This is a genomic window from Gordonia sp. ALPHA1B1, from assembly GCF_005502615.1.
Lineage (GTDB): Bacteria > Actinomycetota > Actinomycetes > Mycobacteriales > Mycobacteriaceae > Gordonia > Gordonia hongkongensis.
Map to the genome: position 1 here is coordinate 156,372 of NZ_SCOC01000003.1, position 16,205 is coordinate 172,576.

A 16,205-nucleotide genomic window follows, 5' to 3' on the forward strand; every position below is an offset into this window, starting at 1 on the left:
AGCGGACCCGCCATGAACACCGTGCCCGCCGACGCCCGCTCACCGCACGGTGACCACCGTCGGGCCGCGGTTCTGGGGTCGCCGATCACGCACTCGCGCTCGCCCCGTGTCCATCTGGCCGCCTACCGGGCACTCGGGCTGGTCGACTGGCGGTACGACCGGATCGAGTGCACCGCCGACCGTCTGCCCGAGATCGTCTCGGGAGCCGACGCCGACTTCATCGGGTTCTCGGTCACCATGCCCAACAAACGCGCTGCCCTCGAGTTCGCCACCGAACGTACCAAACGCGCCGAACTGGTCGGGTCGGCGAACACCCTGGTGCGCGTGGCGACCGGCTGGCGCGCGGACTGCACCGACATCGACGGCGTGTCGGGAGCGCTCACCGACCTCGCGGTCGACGCGGACCTCGCCGCCGGGACCTCGCCCGTTGCCGTGGTCGTCGGAGCGGGTGGCACGGCACTTCCGACCATCATGGCGCTCGCCGAGACGGGCATCACCGACGTCACAGTGGTCGCCCGCGACGCCGGCCGGGCGGCGCCCGTCCTCGAACTGGGTGAGCGGTTGGGGATGAAGGGAGACGTCGTGCCCTTCGAACCCGCCGAGGCGCTGGCCCGCCGGTGCCGCGAGTCCGCGGTCGTCGTGTCGACGGTGCCGGCCGACGCGGCCGCGGTCCTGACGCCCGCCGTGGCGCGGGCACGCAAGGTCGTGGACGTGATCTACGACCCCTGGCCGACTCCTCTCGCGTCCGCGGTCGACGCGGCCGGTGGAACCGTGGTCGGTGGTCTGGTCATGCTCGTCAATCAGGCATTCCGACAGGTCGAGCAGTTCACCGGGCTGCCCGCACCCCGCGACGTGATGGTTGCGGCACTCACCGCCGACTGATTCCGGGGGAGCTCCGACTCCGTCCACAGTACGTGGCGGTTGTGGACGGGCGAACGGTGCCGGTCGAACACCCCGACATGCTCGACCGATGGCCGAGTGCGTGATCCTGATCTGGCTGTCGGTCATCGCGGTGACCGACGCCGACACCCGCCGGATCCCGAACGTGCTCGTCTGGCCCGGTATCTGCGGTGCGGTGGGCGCGTGCGCAGTCCACCCCGGCGCGGCGGTGGCCGCGCTCGTCGCCGCGGCCCCGTACGCGCTCGCCTTCGGGATGCGATGGTGCGGCGGTGGGGACGTCAAGCTCGCCATCGCGTGCGGTGCGCTCGCCGTACGGTGGGACGCCGCCCTGCTCGTGGTGGCGCTCGCCTCGGTCATCGCGGTGGGCATGGTGATCGGGCATCGCGTGGGTCGCCGGGACCCCGCCGGCCGCGGGTCTCATCCGCACGGACCCGCGCTCGTCGCCGCCACGATCGTGGTCGCCGGTCTCTTGTGACGCGTGCTACGTGTGGTTCGGCGGCGCCGCCGTCGGTCCGGGCTCGGCAGCATGGAACAATCGATCACTGTGTTGCGCTGGATAACTGCCGGAGAATCCCACGGTCCCGCCCTGGTCGCCATCGTCGAGGGCATGGTGGCCGGTGTCGAGGTCACCTCGTCCGACATCGCCGGGCAACTGGCACGCCGCCGGCTCGGCTACGGCCGCGGTGCGCGGATGAAGTTCGAGGCCGACCAGGTCACCGTGCTCGGCGGGGTTCGCCACGGCCAGACCATGGGCGGCCCGGTCGCGATCGAGATCGGCAACACCGAGTGGCCCAAGTGGGAGACGGTGATGGCGGCCGATCCCGTGGACGCGGCCGAACTCGAGGGGAGTGCCCGTAACGCACCGCTGACGCGTCCCCGCCCCGGGCACGCGGACTACTCGGGAATGCTCAAGTACGGCTTCGACGACGCCCGTCCGGTGCTGGAGCGCGCGAGCGCCCGGGAGACCGCGGCGCGTGTCGCCGCGGGCACGGTCGCTCGCAACTTCCTCCGCCAGGTACTGGGCGTCGACGTCATCTCCCATGTCATCTCCATCGGCGCGAGCGATCCCTACGTCGGCCCGCCGCCGCGCATCTCCGACCTCGAGGCCATCGACGCCAGTCCGGTCCGGGCGTTCGACGCCGATGCCGAGACGTCCATGATCGCCGAGATCGAGGCGGCGAAGAAGGACGGCGACACCCTCGGCGGCGTGGTCGAGATCGTCGCCACGGGGGTGCCAGTCGGCCTCGGCTCGCACGTCAGCGGCGACACCCGGCTGGACGCCAAGCTGGCGGCCGCGCTGATGGGCATCCAGGCGATCAAGGGTGTGGAGGTCGGCGACGGCTTCACCACCGCCCGCCGGCGTGGCAGTGAGGCCCACGACGAGATGGTGCCCGGTGCCGACGGTGTCCTGCGATCGACCAACCGCGCGGGCGGACTCGAGGGCGGCATGACCAATGGCGAGGACCTGCGCGTGCGCATCGCGATGAAGCCGATCTCGACGGTGCCGCGTGCGTTGTCCACGATCGACATGTCGACCGGGGAGACGGCCAGCGCCATTCATCAGCGTTCCGACGTCTGTGCCGTGCCCGCGGCGGGCGTCGTCGCCGAGGCGATGGTCGCGCTCGTCGTGGCCCAGGCCGCTCTCGAGAAGTTCGGCGGCGACTCGGTGACCGAGACCGGCGCGAACCTCGCCGCCTACCGGGCTGCCGTCGACGCGCGTCCGCCCCGGGCATGACCCAGCCCCCGGCACCCCCGACCCCGACGCGTCCGACGACCGGTCGCCGCCCGGCGGCCGTACTGATCGGTTTCATGGGAGCCGGGAAGTCCACCGTCGGTCGTATGCTCGCCGACCGGCTCGGCGTCGACTTCATCGACACCGACATCGAACTCGTCCGGCGCACCGGCCGCAGCATCCCGGAGATCTTCGAATCCGGCGGTCTCGAGGGGTTCCGGACGATCGAGGCCAACGTCGTCACCGATGTCCTGGACAACCATGGCGGGGTGGTGTCGCTCGGCGGCGGGGCGGTGACGACCGCCGGGATCCGCGAGGCACTGGCCGACCAGCGCGTCGTGTACCTGCGGGTGTCGGCCGAGCGCGGGTACGAGCGCGTGTCGGGTACCGACCGTCCGCTCCTGGCGACAGCCGACCCTGCCGCTCGGTACGCCGAACTGCTCGCCGAGCGGACACCCGTCTACGAGGCGGTGTGCACCTTCGACGTCGACGCCGACCCCGACCCCGACGCGGTGGCCGACGCCGTGGTCGTCCAACTCGCCCGTGAACTGATGTGAGGAAGCCGAGTATCACCGTGAACGAACAGGCAGCGAACGAACCCATCGCCATCCGGGTCAACGCCGGCGCACCGTACGACGTGACCATCGGCCGGGGACTCCTCGGTGAGGTGGCCGCGGCCGCGCAGGGCGCCGACCGCATCGCGATCTTGTACCAGCCGCCGCTGGCCAAGACCGCCGAACAGATCCGAGAGTATCTGGCGGACAAGGGGTTCGACGCCCATCGCGTCGAGATCCCCGACGCCGAGGCCGGCAAGGACCTGTCGGTCGCGTCGTTCTGCTGGGAGGTGTTCGGCCGGATCGGCCTCAAACGCAACGACAAGGTCATCAGCCTCGGCGGGGGAGCCGCCACCGACCTCGCCGGGTTCGTCGCGGCGACCTGGATGCGCGGCATCGGGGTCATCCACATTCCGACGACCCTGCTGGCGATGGTCGATGCCGCCGTGGGCGGCAAGACCGGCATCAATACCGAGGCGGGCAAGAACCTCGTCGGCTCGTTCCACGAACCCGACGCCGTCCTGATCGACACCGGCACGCTGGAGACCGTCCCGCGCAACGAGATCGTCGCCGGACTCGCCGAGGTCATCAAGACCGGGTTCATCGCCGATCCGACCATCCTCGACATCATCGAGGCCGACCCCGAGGCCGCTCTCGACCCGACGTCGCCGGTACTGCCCGATCTGATCCGGCGCTCGGTGCAGGTCAAGGCCGACGTGGTGTCGGCCGACCTCAAGGAGTCGTCGCTGCGCGAGATCCTCAACTACGGGCACACGCTCGGCCACGCGATCGAGCGCCGCGAGCGTTATCGCTGGCGTCACGGCGCGGCGGTGTCGGTGGGTCTCGTGTTCGCTGCCGAACTCTCCCGCCTGGCGGGCCGCCTCGACGACGCCACGGCGGATCGGCACAAGGCGATCCTGGATCTCGTGGGCTTGCCGACGACCTATGACCCGGATGCGTTCGCCGATCTCCTGCAGGGGATGGCGGGGGACAAGAAGAACCGTTCCGGCGTACTGCGTTTCGTCGTGCTCGACGGACTCGCCAAGCCGGGCCGGCTCGAAGGGCCCGACCCCGGTCTGATCGCCGCTGCCTACTCGGCAGTGGCGGGCGGCCCGGCAGCGAAGAGTACGTCGGTGCTGCTCTAGTCAGCGCTGCACAAACCCACCCCTTTTCCACAAACCCAGCCCAGTCCGAGCGTGGTGACTTTGTGGAAAGGGGGTGGGTTTGCGGGTAGACGGCCGGTCAAGACAACGTCAGCGGATCTCCCGAGTCGGGGCATCCGTGTCGGCATGACGATCCTCGTGCACCGACCAGTCGTCGTCGGCTGCGCCCTTGTTCTGGTCGCGCCGGACGAGGAAACGGCCGATCGCCGCGCCGACGAAGGCCGGGACGAAGACGAGCAGTGCGGTGAACGACGCCCCGGCGATCAGCTCGATGAACAGGCTGGCCTGCCCGATGCCGGCCAGGACGACCGTGCCGAGGATCCAGGAGATCAACCCGGCGACGACGCCGGCGAGGACACCGGCCTGCAGCCAGCGCACGGTCAGATCCTCGTAGTCATCGGGATCCGGGTTGGCGCGGGCGTCGCGGATGCCGTCGTAACCACCCCACACCAGGGCGATGAGCACGACGACCGCGATCGCGATGGTGCGCCAGATCGTCGAGTTCAGCGGCGCCTGCACCACGGCGAATCCCAGCAAGACGCGGGCGAGGACGTGAACTGCGGTCATCGTCAGACCGCGCACCAACCACGAAGACATGCGCGTCATCTTACGCACGGGGGTGGTGACAGCGGACACACCTGGTCGAAGTGGCCGGGTTTCGCGGGTCGGGCGGGTTCGCGCGGCTGGGGCGCCGGCCGTAGCGTGGCCAGGGTGCCGATCAACCATGACACCGCAGGCCGCCGCGCCCGGCTGCGTGCCGAGCTGCGTACCGCGGACGACCCGGTCTCGTTCCTCGTCGTCTCCGACCTCGTCAACGTCCGCTACCTGACCGGGTTCACCGGCTCCAACGCCGCCGTGCTGATCGACGTCGACGATCCGGCCGGCGACCGGATCGCCACCGACGGCCGGTATCTCACCCAGGTCGCCGAACAGGTGCCCGACGTCGAGCCGATCATCGAACGCTCGGCGGCGCGTGCCCTCGTCGACCACGCCCGGGCCGCCGGGGCGGGTCGCGTCGGCTTCGAAGCCGACACCGAGACCGTGGCCGGGCACCGAGCGCTGTCCGCGGCTGTCGGGGACTCCGGGATCGAACTCGTCAGCACGACCGGTGTCGTGCAGAACCTGCGCGCGGTCAAGGAACCGGGGGAGATCGAGCTGCTCCGGGCGGCGTGCGCGATCGGGGATGCGGCCCTGGCGCAGATCATCGCCGACGGCGTCCTGCGGGCCGGGACGACCGAGCGGCAGGTCGCGCGTGCGCTCGAGTGGGAGATGTACCGCCTCGGGGCCGACGGGATCGCGTTCGAGACCATCGTGGCCGCCGGCGCGCACTCGGCGATCCCGCATCACCGGCCCACCCACACGGCTCTGGCGGACGGCGATCTGGTCAAGATCGACTTCGGCTCGGTGGTCGGCGGGTATCACTCCGACATGACCAGGACCTTCGTCCTGAGGCGCGCGGCGTCGTGGCAGCGGGACCTCTACGAACTCGTCGCCACCGCGCAGGCCGCCGGCCGCCGGGCCCTCACGCCCGGGGCCGACCTGCGGGCGGTCGACGCCGCGGCCCGCGACGTGATCGCCGACGCCGGCCACGGCGAGAACTACGTGCACGGTCTCGGTCACGGAGTGGGACTGGAGATCCACGAAGCGCCGGGAATCGGCAAACTCGCGGCGGGTACACTGCCATGCGGTGCTGCGGTCACCGTGGAGCCCGGTGTCTACCTACCCGGATGGGGTGGGGTCCGGATCGAGGACACATTGGTGGTCACCGACGGCGACCCCGACCTGCTGACCGCCACCGACAAGACATTCACCGTCATCTGACTGCAAGGGAACGAAAACCACATGGCATCCACCGCCGACTTCAAGAACGGCCTCGTGCTGCGCATGGACGACCAGCTCTGGCAGATCATGGAGTTCCAGCACGTCAAGCCGGGCAAGGGTCCCGCGTTCGTGCGCACCAAGATCAAGAACGTGCTGAGCGGCAAGACTGTCGACAAGACCTTCAACGCGGGCGTCAAGGTCGAGACCGCGACGGTCGACCGTCGCGACATGACCTTCCTCTACAACGACGGCACCGACTACGTGTTCATGGACGCGCAGGACTACGAGCAGTTCTCCCTGCCCCCGGCCACCGTCGGCGACGGCGCCCGCTTCCTGCTGGAGAACATGACCGTGCAGGTCTCGCTGAACGAGGGCAACCCGTTGTTCGTCGAACTGCCGGTCACGGTGGAGCTGATCGTCGCCCAGACCGATCCCGGACTCCAGGGCGACCGTTCCACCGGCGGCACCAAGCCCGCCACGCTCGAGACCGGCGCCGAGATCCAGGTTCCGCTGTTCATCAACACCGGTGACAAGCTCAAGGTCGATTCGCGCGACGGCAGCTATCTCGGCCGCGTCAACTCCTGACCTGTGAAACAACCCGGAGCCCGACACAAGGCGCGGCGGCGCGCGGTGGACCTGCTCTTCGAGGCCGAGGCCAAGAAGGTCAGTCCCGCGCAGCTCGTCGCCGAACGTCGTGAATACGTCCGCTCGGACGAGAGCGTCGGCTCGATCCACGACTACACCGCGACCGTGATCCAGGGACTCGCCGAGGACCAGGGTCAGGTCGACGCGGTCATCTCGTCGTATCTGCGCGACTGGACCCTCGAACGTCTCCCGGCCGTCGATCGCGCCATCATGCGACTGGCGACGTGGGAGCTGTTCAACTCTCTCGACGTCGACACGATCGTCGTCGTCGACGAGGCGGTCGAACTCGCCAAAGAACTTTCGACCGACGACTCGCCGGCCTTCGTGAACGGCGTGCTGGCCAAGATCGCCGAGCTCGCGCCGCAGGTCCGCGCAGCCGCTTCCGCCGAACCCGGTGGGGCCGCACCCGGACGGCCGGAGCCCAACTGATCCGCACCGGGTGTGGCGTACGTCGCGGGAATTCGTCGGCGTCGCCGCCCGGTGTAGAGTGTCGCGAGACAGACATCCTTTAACGATCCGTCCTGCGAGGCGGAGAAGGAGGTCGGCTTTGGCCAGCCCCGCTCCCAGGGTGCTGCTCGATGCCGCTGACGTGTCGCGCACGATTGCCCGTGTCGCACACCAGGTCATCGAGAAGACTGCTCTGGACTCGCCCGACGCACCTCGCGTCGTCCTCATCGGAATCCCCACTCGCGGAACATCTCTCGCCACCCGGCTGGGTGCCAAGATCAGCGAGTTCGCGGGCGTCGACGTGCCGGTGGGATATCTCGACATCACGCTCTACCGCGATGATCTACGCGGCAAGCCACACCGCCCGCTCGAGCGGACGATGGTGCCGGCCGGTGGCGTCGACAGCGCCATCGTGATCCTCGTCGACGATGTCCTCTACTCCGGACGGACGGTCCGTGCCGCGCTCGACGCACTGCGCGATCTCGGTCGTCCCGCGGCCGTGCAACTCGCGGTCCTCGTCGACCGTGGCCATCGCGAACTCCCGTTGCGCGCAGACTATGTCGGCAAGAACATCCCGACGGCCCGCGACGAACAGGTCTCGGTCCATCTCGTCGAACACGACGGCATCGACGAGGTCGTCCTCGCCTCGGCGTCGAGTTCGGTTGCCGCGGAGAGTGATTCATGATGCGGCATCTGTTGTCGACGCAAGACCTCAGCCGTGACGACGCCACCGCCCTCCTCGACGACGCCGAGCGTTTCGAGCAGGCCCTGACCGGGCGTGAGGTGCGCAAACTGCCGACGCTGCGCGGTCGGACGGTGATGACCGTGTTCTACGAGAACTCCACCCGCACCCGAGTCTCCTTCGAAGTCGCGGGCAAGTGGATGAGTGCCGACGTCATCAACGTCAGTGCTTCGAGTTCCTCTGCGGGCAAAGGGGAGTCGTTGCGCGACACGGCCAAGACCCTGCACGCGGCGGGCGCCGACGCGCTGATCGTCCGGCATCCGGCGTCGGGCGCGCCGGCCCAGATCGCCGACTGGACGACCACGCCCGACGGTGACGGTCCCGCGGTGATCAACGCCGGCGACGGAACGCACGAGCATCCCACGCAGGCGCTCCTCGACGCGCTGACCCTGCGACAGCGGCTCGGTTCGCTCGAGGGCAGGCGGATCGCGATCGTCGGCGACATCATCCACTCCCGCGTCGCGCGGTCGAACGCCCACCTGCTCTCGACGCTCGGCGCCGAGGTCGTCCTGGTGGCGCCCCCGACGCTGCTGCCGGTCGGGGTGGACCAGTGGCCGGTGAGCGTCTCGGGAAGTCTGGACGCCGAGCTGCCGGCCGTCGACGCCGTCATGATGCTCCGCGTCCAGGCCGAACGCATGAACGGCGGGTTCTTCCCGAGTGCCCGCGAGTACTCGGTCCGCTTCGGGCTCAACGATCGTCGGATGGCGTTGCTGGCCGATGATGCCGTGGTCCTGCATCCCGGACCGATGTTGCGCGGTATGGAGATCGGCTACTCGGTGGCCGATTCGCCGAAGGCGACCGTGCTGGAGCAGGTCCGCAACGGCGTGCACGTCCGCATGGCGGTTCTGTTCCGGCTGCTGGTCGGTTCCGATTCCGCGGGTGCCCACCTATGACCGCCCATGACATCGTGTCAGGAGATGTGAAGTGACCGCCCGCACCGGATCCGTTCTTCTCCGCGCCGTTCGTCCATACGGCGAGGGTGACCCGATCGACGTCCTCGTAGTCGACGGCATCATCAGCGAGATCGGCCATCAGGTCACCGCACCCGAGGACACCGACGTCCTCGACGGCAAAGGTGGCGTGCTGCTGCCGGGGTTCGTCGACCTCCACACCCACCTGCGGGAGCCGGGCCGCGAGGACACCGAGACCATCCGGTCGGGTTCGGCGGCCGCCGCGCTCGGCGGTTACACCGCGGTCTTCGCGATGGCCAACACCAGCCCGGTGGCCGACAACTCGACCGTCACCGACAACGTGTGGCGGTCCGGACGTGAGGTCGGACTCGTCGACGTGTACCCGGTCGGCGCCGTGACCGTGGGTCTGGCCGGCAAGCAGCTCGCCGAGATGGGCATGATGGCCGCCGGTGCCGCGGGCGTACGGATGTTCAGCGACGACGGCAAGTGCGTCGACGATCCGCTCCTGATGCGCCGCGCGCTCGAGTACGCAACCGGGCTCGGCGTCCTCATCGCACAGCACGCCGAGGAGCCGCGACTGACCGTCGGAGCCGTCGCCAACGAGGGGCCCACGGCCTCGCGCCTCGGGCTGGCGGGCTGGCCGCGTGCGGCCGAGGAGTCGATCGTCATCCGCGACGCCCTGCTCGCACGCGACGCGGGTGCGCGCATCCACATCTGTCACGCCTCGACCGAGGGCACCGTCGAACTGCTGCGCTGGGCCAAGGACCAGGGGATTGCGATCACCGCCGAAGTGACCCCGCATCACCTGCTGCTCGACGACTCGCGGCTCGAGACGTACGACCCGGTCAACAAGGTGAATCCGCCGCTGCGCGAGGTCCGCGACAAGCAGGCATTGCGACAGGCGCTGGCCGAGGGGATCGTCGACTGTGTGGCCACCGACCACGCCCCGCACGCCGCGCAGGAGAAGTGCTGCGAGTTCGCCCAGGCCAAGCCCGGGATGCTCGGCCTGCAGACCGCATTGCCGATCATCGTCGAGACCCTCGTGAAGCCCGGCCTGCTCGACTGGCGCGGCGTCGCGCGTGTGATGAGCGAGCGGCCCGCGCAGATCGTCGAACTGACTGATCAGGGCCGTCCGATCGAGGTCGGCGAGCCGGCGAACCTGGCCGTCGTCGATCCGGACACGTCCTGGGTGGTGCACGGTCCCGAGCTGGCAAGCCTCTCGGACAACACCCCGTTCGAGTCGATGACCATGCCCGCCACCGTCACCGCGACCGTGCTGCGTGGCGTGGTGACGGCCCACGACGGGCAGGTGACCCCATGACCGCGAGACCCAGGCGTGGACTGGTACCGGCGATCCTCGCGGTGCTGGTGGTCGCCTCGGTGGTCGCGTCGCTGCTCGGATACGGCAAAATCGTCTTCAACGCCTGGTTCATCGGCGTGGTCGCACTGCTCGCCCTCGGGGTGGCGTCGGTGTTCTACCTGCTGGCAACCGGGAATCGGAAGAAGACCGCGGCGCAGGCCGACGTGATCGGCACGCTTCCGACGATCCCCACCGAGCCGGGCGCGGTACTCAGAGGTCCAGATACCGGCCTCTACCTCGGCAGCACCATCGCGCCGAGCTGGCAGAACCGGGTGACCGTCGGCGACATCGGCGACCGGGCGTCCTCGGTGCTGACCGAGTTCGAGAGGGGCATCCTCATTGCGCGTCAGGGAGCCAGTGACCTCTGGATTCCCCGGGAATCGATCACCGCGGTCCGGACCGAACGCGGCATCGCGGGCAAGGTGATGACCGCCGACGGCGTCCTCGCCATCCGCTGGGTCCTGCCCAGCGGCACCGAGATCGACTCCGGGGTGCGCGCCGACGACAAAACGATCTACCCCGGCTGGGTGAGCGCCTTCGCCGGGACGCATGACAGTGGCCACGGGCCACAGGGACAAGGGGCACAGGAATGAACACAGCGGTCTTGGTGCTGGAGAACGGCCAGGTGTTCACCGGCCGGAGCTTCGGCGCAGTCGGCGAGACCCTTGGCGAGGCGGTGTTCTGCACCGCGATGACCGGCTATCAGGAAACCCTGACCGATCCGAGCTACCACCGGCAGATCGTGGTCGCCACGGCGCCGCAGATCGGCAACACCGGCTGGAACACCGAGGACGGCGAGAGCACGGGCAGCGCCGGGAGCACCGGAGTCGACGGTGACTCGGGCAAGATCTGGGTCGCGGGGTATGCGGTTCGCAACCCCACCCGACGCGTCTCCAACTGGCGCGCGACGACCTCTCTCGAAGAGGAGCTGGACCGTCAGGGCATCGTCGGGATCGGCGGTATCGACACCCGCACCGTGGTGCGCATCCTCCGCGACCACGGGTCGATGAAGGCCGGGATCTTCTCCGGCCCGGCGCTCGCCGACACCGACGAACTCGTCGCCCGCGTGCGCAACCAGCCGGACATGAAGGGCGCCCGGCTGGCCGACGAGGTCACCACCGACAGCGGTTACGTGGTCGAACCCCTCGACCAGCACCGGTTCACGGTGGCCGCCATCGACCTGGGCATCAAGACCAACACGCCGCGGATGTTCGCCGAACGCGGCGTCCGCACCCACGTGCTGCCCGCGACCGTCGCGCTCGACGCCATCGCCGACCTGAAACCCGACGGGGTGTTCCTCTCGAACGGTCCCGGCGACCCGGCCACGGCCGACGACATCGTCGAACTCACCCGCGGGGTGCTCGGCCAGGACATCCCGCTCTTCGGCATCTGCTTCGGCAACCAGATCCTGGGCCGCGCGCTCGGCCGGTCGACCTACAAGATGAAGTTCGGCCACCGGGGCATCAACATCCCGGTGGTCGACCACGCCACCGGCAAGGTCTCGATCACCTCGCAGAACCACGGCTTCGCGCTCGAAGGCGAGGCGGGCGAGGAGTTCGACTCCGACTTCGGCCGCGCCCGGGTCAGCCATGTCTGCGCCAACGACGGCACCGTGGAGGGCGTCGAGCTGCTCTCCGGTCGCGCCTACTCGGTGCAGTACCACCCCGAGGCGGCCGCCGGTCCCCACGACGCCGCGTATCTGTTCGACAAGTTCGTCACCCTGCTCGAAGGGGACAAGTCCCAAGGAGCGAGTGCCTGATGCCGCGCCGCGAAGACATCAACCACGTCCTGGTCATCGGGTCCGGGCCGATCGTGATCGGTCAGGCCTGCGAGTTCGACTACTCCGGCACGCAGGCCTGCCGGGTCCTCAAGGCCGAGGGCCTGCGGGTCAGCCTGGTCAACTCGAACCCGGCCACGATCATGACCGATCCGGAGTTCGCCGACGCCACCTACATCGAGCCGATCACGGCCGAGTACGTGGAGAAGGTCATCGAGGCCGAGCGCGACGCCGGGCATCCCATCGACGCCGTGCTGGCGACCCTCGGCGGTCAGACCGCGCTCAACACCGCTGTCGCACTGCACGATCGCGGCTCGCTGGAGAAGTACGGCATCGAGCTGATCGGCGCCGACTTCGACGCCATCCAGCGCGGCGAGGACCGGCAGATGTTCAAGGACATCGTCGAGAAGGTCGGCGGGGAGAGCGCGCGGTCCCGCGTCTGCCACACGATGGACGAGGTGCGGGACACCGTCGCCGAGCTCGGGTTCCCGGTCGTCGTCCGGCCGTCGTTCACCATGGGCGGTCTCGGCTCGGGCATGGCCTACGACGACGAGGACCTCGACCGGATCGCGGGCGGCGGTCTCGCCGCCTCCCCGACGGCGAACGTCCTCATCGAGGAGTCGATCCTCGGGTGGAAGGAGTACGAGCTCGAGCTCATGCGCGACAACCGCGACAACGTGGTGGTCGTCTGCTCGATCGAGAACCTCGACCCGGTCGGCGTCCACACCGGTGACTCGGTGACCGTCGCCCCGGCGATGACGCTCACCGACCGCGAGTACCAGATCATGCGCGACCTCTCCATCGACATCCTGCGCGAGGTCGGCGTCGACACCGGCGGTTGCAACATCCAGTTCGCCCAGGACCCGCGCGACGGGCGCCTCGTCGTCATCGAGATGAATCCGCGCGTGTCGCGGTCGTCGGCGCTCGCGTCGAAGGCCACCGGCTTCCCGATCGCGAAGATCGCCGCGAAGCTGGCCATCGGCTACAGCCTCGACGAGATCGTCAACGACATCACCAAGGAGACCCCGGCCTGCTTCGAGCCGACGCTCGACTACGTCGTGGTGAAGGCTCCGCGGTTCGCGTTCGAGAAGTTCCCGGGCGCCGACGACACGCTGACCACCACGATGAAGTCGGTGGGCGAGGCGATGAGCCTCGGTCGCAGCTTCGCCGAGGCGCTCGGCAAGGTCATGCGGTCGCTGGAGACGAAGGCCGGTGGCTTCTGGGCCGAGCCCAACCGCCCAGACCCGTCGACCGTCGACCTGCCCGCACTGCTCGAGGACATCAAGACCCCGCGCGACGGCCGACTGTACAAGCTGATGCTCGCCTTCGAGGCCGGCGCGACGATCGAGGACCTCTACGAGGCCACCGCGATCGATCCCTGGTTCCTCGCCGAGATCGGGGGGATCGCCGCGCTCGGAGCGGAGATCCGCGACGCCGACACACTGGACGAGTCGTTGCTGCGCGAGGCCAAGTCCACCGGCTTCTCCGACCGTCAGATCGCCGCTCTGCGTTCGGATTTCGCCGACGAGGCAGCCGTTCGCGCCCACCGGATCGGGCTGGGCGTGCGGCCGGTCTACAAGACCGTCGACACCTGCGCGGCCGAGTTCGAGGCGAAGACGCCGTACCACTACTCGAGCTACGAACTCGACCCCGGGGCGACCAGTGAGATCGCGCCCCAGACGGAGCGCCCCAAGGTCCTGATCCTCGGTTCGGGCCCCAACCGCATCGGTCAGGGCATCGAGTTCGACTACTCGTGCGTGCACGCCGCATTGACCCTGTCGGACGCCGGATACGAGACCGTCATGGTCAACTGCAACCCGGAGACGGTGTCCACCGACTACGACACCGCCGACCGTCTCTACTTCGAGCCGCTGACGTTCGAGGACGTCCTCGAGGTCTACCACGCCGAATCGGAGTCGGGCACCGTCGAAGGTGTCATCGTCCAGCTCGGCGGCCAGACGCCGCTCGGTCTCGCGCACCGTTTGGAGGAGGCCGGGGTGCCGATCGTCGGCACCAGCCCGGCGGCCATCGACCTCGCCGAGGATCGCGGCGAGTTCGGCAAGGTGCTGACCGCCGCCGGACTACCGGCCCCGGCGTTCGGTACCGCGACGAGCTTCGACGAGGCCCGCGACACCGCCGCCCGGATCGGGTACCCGGTGCTCGTCCGGCCGTCGTACGTCCTCGGTGGACGCGGCATGGAGATCGTCTACGACGAGAAGTCCCTGGAGGACTACATCTCTCGCGCGACCGAGCTGACCCCGGATCATCCGGTACTGGTCGACCGGTTCCTCGAAGACGCGGTGGAGATCGACGTCGACGCCCTCTGCGACGGCGACGAGGTCTACATCGGCGGCGTGATGGAACACATAGAAGAGGCCGGAATCCACTCCGGTGACTCGGCGTGCGCGTTGCCGCCGGTCACTCTCGGCCGAGCCGACCTCGAGATGGTGCGGACCTCGACCGAGGCGCTGGCCAAGGGCATCGGCGTCAAGGGTCTGCTCAACGTCCAGTACGCGCTCAAGGACGACATTCTCTACGTGCTCGAGGCCAATCCGCGTGCGAGCCGGACGGTCCCGTTCGTCTCCAAGGCCACCGCGGTGCCCCTGGCCAAGGCGTGTGCGCGCGTCATGCTCGGCGCGTCGATCGCTGATCTGCGGGAGCAGGGCATCCTGCCCGGCGACGGCGACGGCGACGGCGGCGAGGCTCCGGCGACGGCGCCGATCTCGGTGAAGGAAGCGGTCCTGCCGTTCAATCGGTTCCGTCGCCATGACGGCAGCGGGGTCGACAACCTGCTGAGCCCCGAGATGAAGTCGACCGGCGAGGTCATGGGCATCGACGCCGACTTCGGTCGCGCATTCGCCAAGTCGCAGACCGCCGCCTACGGCTCGCTCCCGACCAGCGGCAAGATCTTCGTGTCGGTGGCCAACAAGGACAAGCGGGCGCTGATCTTCCCGGTGAAGCACCTCGCCGACCTGGGGTTCGACATCCTGGCCACCGAGGGGACCGCGGACGTGTTGCGCCGCAACGGGATCAAGTGCGAGACGGTGCGCAAGCACTTCGAGGCCGCCGAGGGTCAGCGCACGATCGTCGACATCATCCGCGCCGGCGAGGTGACGATGGTGGTCAACACCCCGTATGGCAACTCGGGGCCCCGCGTCGACGGCTACGAGATCCGGAGCGCCGCGGTGTCGGTGAACATCCCGTGTATCACCACGGTGCAAGGTGCCTCGGCCGCCGTGCAGGGCATCGAGGCCGCGATGACCGGCGACATCGGGGTGCGGTCGCTGCAGAACCGGCACGCCGACCTGGCCGGCCGCTCGTGACGGACGCGTCCGGGTTCGGCGGCCGCTACACGAGGGCGGTCGCCGAGCGCGGGCGTCTGTGCGCCGGGATCGATCCCCACGCCGCGTTGCTCGCGGAGTGGGGCCTCTCGGTGGACATCGACGGACTGTCGGCGTTCGCCGACATCTGCGTCGAGGCGCTGGGTCCGGTGGCCGCCGTCATCAAACCTCAGGTCGCCTTCTTCGAGCCGTTCGGGTCCGCGGGTTTCGCGGTACTGGAACGCGTCATCGCGGGCTGCCGCGAGGCGGGCGCCCTCGTCATCGCCGACGCCAAGCGCGGTGACATCGGTTCGACGATGGCCGCCTACGCGCAGGCCTGGTTGTCCGAGTCGTCGCCGCTGTGCGCTGACTCGGTCACCGCGTCTCCCTACCTGGGTTACGAATCCCTGCGCCCTGCACTGGATCTCGCGCGGTCCGGCGAGCGCGGCGTCTTCGTGCTGGCGCGGACGTCGAACCCGGAGGGCGGCGAGCTCCAGCGGGCGCAGGTGGGGGAGCGGACGGTCGCGCAATCGATCGTCGACGCCGCGGCCGCCGAGAACACGGACGGCACCGCGACCGTCGGTCTGGTCGTCGGGGCGACACGTGAGCACGGGCTCGATCTCGCCGGCCTCCGCGGCCCGATCCTGGCCCCCGGGCTGGGTGCCCAGGGTGCGACGGCCGCCGACCTGCCGATTGTGTTCGAGGGGGCCGACCCGGCCTGGGTGCTGCCCGCCAGTTCGCGCGGCGTGCTCCGAGCCGGGCCCGATCCCATCGCCCTGCGCGACGCTTTCGTCCGCGCCCGGGACGAGGTCGAGGCCGCGCTGGGCTGAGGT

16 protein-coding genes are annotated in these 16,205 nt (G+C 69.4%); 15 read left to right on the plus strand and 1 reads right to left on the minus strand.

The window, feature by feature from the left end:
* Nucleotides 1-12 precede the first annotated feature (12 nt).
* From FFS52_RS03065 to aroB, 5 genes are all read left to right on the plus strand, one after another.
* Nucleotides 13-882: a shikimate dehydrogenase gene (locus FFS52_RS03065; protein WP_249356633.1), complete on the plus strand. Its 870-nt coding sequence runs from the start codon at nucleotides 13-15 to the stop codon at nucleotides 880-882.
* Between the two features lie 88 nt (nucleotides 883-970).
* Nucleotides 971-1,375, plus strand: coding sequence for an A24 family peptidase (locus FFS52_RS03070; protein ID WP_137808791.1), 405 nt, complete (start codon nucleotides 971-973; stop codon nucleotides 1,373-1,375).
* A 51-nt stretch (nucleotides 1,376-1,426) separates the two neighbouring features.
* On the plus strand, nucleotides 1,427-2,635 hold the full coding sequence (gene aroC / locus FFS52_RS03075) for a chorismate synthase (protein ID WP_065632127.1): 1,209 nt from the start codon (nucleotides 1,427-1,429) through the stop codon (nucleotides 2,633-2,635).
* On the plus strand, nucleotides 2,632-3,189 hold the full coding sequence (locus FFS52_RS03080; protein WP_068972554.1) for a shikimate kinase: 558 nt from the start codon (nucleotides 2,632-2,634) through the stop codon (nucleotides 3,187-3,189). Before aroC ends, FFS52_RS03080 begins: the two co-directional genes overlap by 4 nt.
* 17 nt (nucleotides 3,190-3,206) lie before the next feature.
* Nucleotides 3,207-4,331: a 3-dehydroquinate synthase gene (gene aroB / locus FFS52_RS03085; RefSeq protein WP_137808792.1), complete on the plus strand. Its 1,125-nt coding sequence runs from the start codon at nucleotides 3,207-3,209 to the stop codon at nucleotides 4,329-4,331.
* 108 nt (nucleotides 4,332-4,439) lie between these two features.
* On the opposite strand, the gene FFS52_RS03090 is transcribed toward aroB, so the two are convergent.
* On the minus strand, nucleotides 4,440-4,946 hold the full coding sequence (locus FFS52_RS03090; protein WP_137808793.1) for a B-4DMT family transporter: 507 nt from the start codon (nucleotides 4,944-4,946) through the stop codon (nucleotides 4,440-4,442).
* Between the two features lie 114 nt (nucleotides 4,947-5,060).
* On the opposite strand from FFS52_RS03090, the gene FFS52_RS03095 reads away from it, so the two are divergent.
* The 10 genes from FFS52_RS03095 to pyrF all read left to right on the plus strand — a co-directional run bounded on the left by FFS52_RS03095 (nucleotide 5,061) and on the right by pyrF (nucleotide 16,202).
* Entirely contained in the window at nucleotides 5,061-6,170 is a 1,110-nt protein-coding gene (locus FFS52_RS03095) for an aminopeptidase P family protein (protein WP_137808794.1), read from the plus strand.
* A 21-nt stretch (nucleotides 6,171-6,191) separates the two neighbouring features.
* Complete coding sequence (efp, locus tag FFS52_RS03100) at nucleotides 6,192-6,755, plus strand: elongation factor P (RefSeq protein WP_058250342.1); 564 nt, start codon at nucleotides 6,192-6,194, stop codon at nucleotides 6,753-6,755.
* A gap of 3 nt (nucleotides 6,756-6,758) precedes the next feature.
* Nucleotides 6,759-7,244 (plus strand): transcription antitermination factor NusB, encoded by a 486-nt coding sequence (gene nusB / locus FFS52_RS03105; protein WP_137808795.1) that lies wholly within the window; start codon nucleotides 6,759-6,761, stop codon nucleotides 7,242-7,244.
* A 118-nt stretch (nucleotides 7,245-7,362) separates the two neighbouring features.
* Entirely contained in the window at nucleotides 7,363-7,947 is a 585-nt protein-coding gene (gene pyrR / locus FFS52_RS03110; protein ID WP_058250344.1) for a bifunctional pyr operon transcriptional regulator/uracil phosphoribosyltransferase PyrR, read from the plus strand.
* Entirely contained in the window at nucleotides 7,947-8,897 is a 951-nt protein-coding gene (locus tag FFS52_RS03115) for an aspartate carbamoyltransferase catalytic subunit (protein ID WP_058250562.1), read from the plus strand. Before pyrR ends, FFS52_RS03115 begins: the two co-directional genes overlap by 1 nt.
* Nucleotides 8,898-8,928: 31 nt before the next feature.
* A complete protein-coding gene (locus FFS52_RS03120; protein WP_137808796.1) occupies nucleotides 8,929-10,236 on the plus strand; it encodes a dihydroorotase in 1,308 nt (435 codons plus the stop codon).
* Entirely contained in the window at nucleotides 10,233-10,868 is a 636-nt protein-coding gene (locus FFS52_RS03125; RefSeq protein WP_137808797.1) for a hypothetical protein, read from the plus strand. Before FFS52_RS03120 ends, FFS52_RS03125 begins: the two co-directional genes overlap by 4 nt.
* Complete coding sequence (gene carA, locus FFS52_RS03130; RefSeq protein ID WP_137808798.1) at nucleotides 10,865-12,034, plus strand: glutamine-hydrolyzing carbamoyl-phosphate synthase small subunit; 1,170 nt, start codon at nucleotides 10,865-10,867, stop codon at nucleotides 12,032-12,034. The genes FFS52_RS03125 and carA overlap by 4 nt, the downstream gene beginning before the upstream one ends.
* Nucleotides 12,034-15,375, plus strand: a complete 3,342-nt coding sequence (gene carB / locus FFS52_RS03135) for a carbamoyl-phosphate synthase large subunit (protein WP_137808799.1) — start codon at nucleotides 12,034-12,036, stop codon at nucleotides 15,373-15,375. Before carA ends, carB begins: the two co-directional genes overlap by 1 nt.
* Nucleotides 15,372-16,202: an orotidine-5'-phosphate decarboxylase gene (gene pyrF / locus FFS52_RS03140; RefSeq protein WP_137808800.1), complete on the plus strand. Its 831-nt coding sequence runs from the start codon at nucleotides 15,372-15,374 to the stop codon at nucleotides 16,200-16,202. Before carB ends, pyrF begins: the two co-directional genes overlap by 4 nt.
* The last annotated feature ends 3 nt before the right edge of the window (nucleotides 16,203-16,205 follow it).

Excerpts from the sequence above, each read along its gene's own strand:
- FFS52_RS03090 (WP_137808793.1), bottom strand. The coding sequence starts at position 4,946 with ATGTCTTCGTGGTTGGTGCGCGGTCTGACGATGACCGCAGTTCACGTC.
- aroC (WP_065632127.1), top strand. The coding sequence starts at position 1,427 with ATGGAACAATCGATCACTGTGTTGCGCTGGATAACTGCCGGAGAATCC.
- FFS52_RS03070 (WP_137808791.1), top strand. The coding sequence starts at position 971 with ATGGCCGAGTGCGTGATCCTGATCTGGCTGTCGGTCATCGCGGTGACC.
- FFS52_RS03125 (WP_137808797.1), top strand. The coding sequence starts at position 10,233 with ATGACCGCGAGACCCAGGCGTGGACTGGTACCGGCGATCCTCGCGGTG.
- carB (WP_137808799.1), top strand. The coding sequence starts at position 12,034 with ATGCCGCGCCGCGAAGACATCAACCACGTCCTGGTCATCGGGTCCGGG.
- FFS52_RS03065 (WP_249356633.1), top strand. The coding sequence starts at position 13 with ATGAACACCGTGCCCGCCGACGCCCGCTCACCGCACGGTGACCACCGT.
- carA (WP_137808798.1), top strand. The coding sequence starts at position 10,865 with ATGAACACAGCGGTCTTGGTGCTGGAGAACGGCCAGGTGTTCACCGGC.
- FFS52_RS03115 (WP_058250562.1), top strand. The coding sequence starts at position 7,947 with ATGCGGCATCTGTTGTCGACGCAAGACCTCAGCCGTGACGACGCCACC.
- FFS52_RS03080 (WP_068972554.1), top strand. The coding sequence starts at position 2,632 with ATGACCCAGCCCCCGGCACCCCCGACCCCGACGCGTCCGACGACCGGT.
- efp (WP_058250342.1), top strand. The coding sequence starts at position 6,192 with ATGGCATCCACCGCCGACTTCAAGAACGGCCTCGTGCTGCGCATGGAC.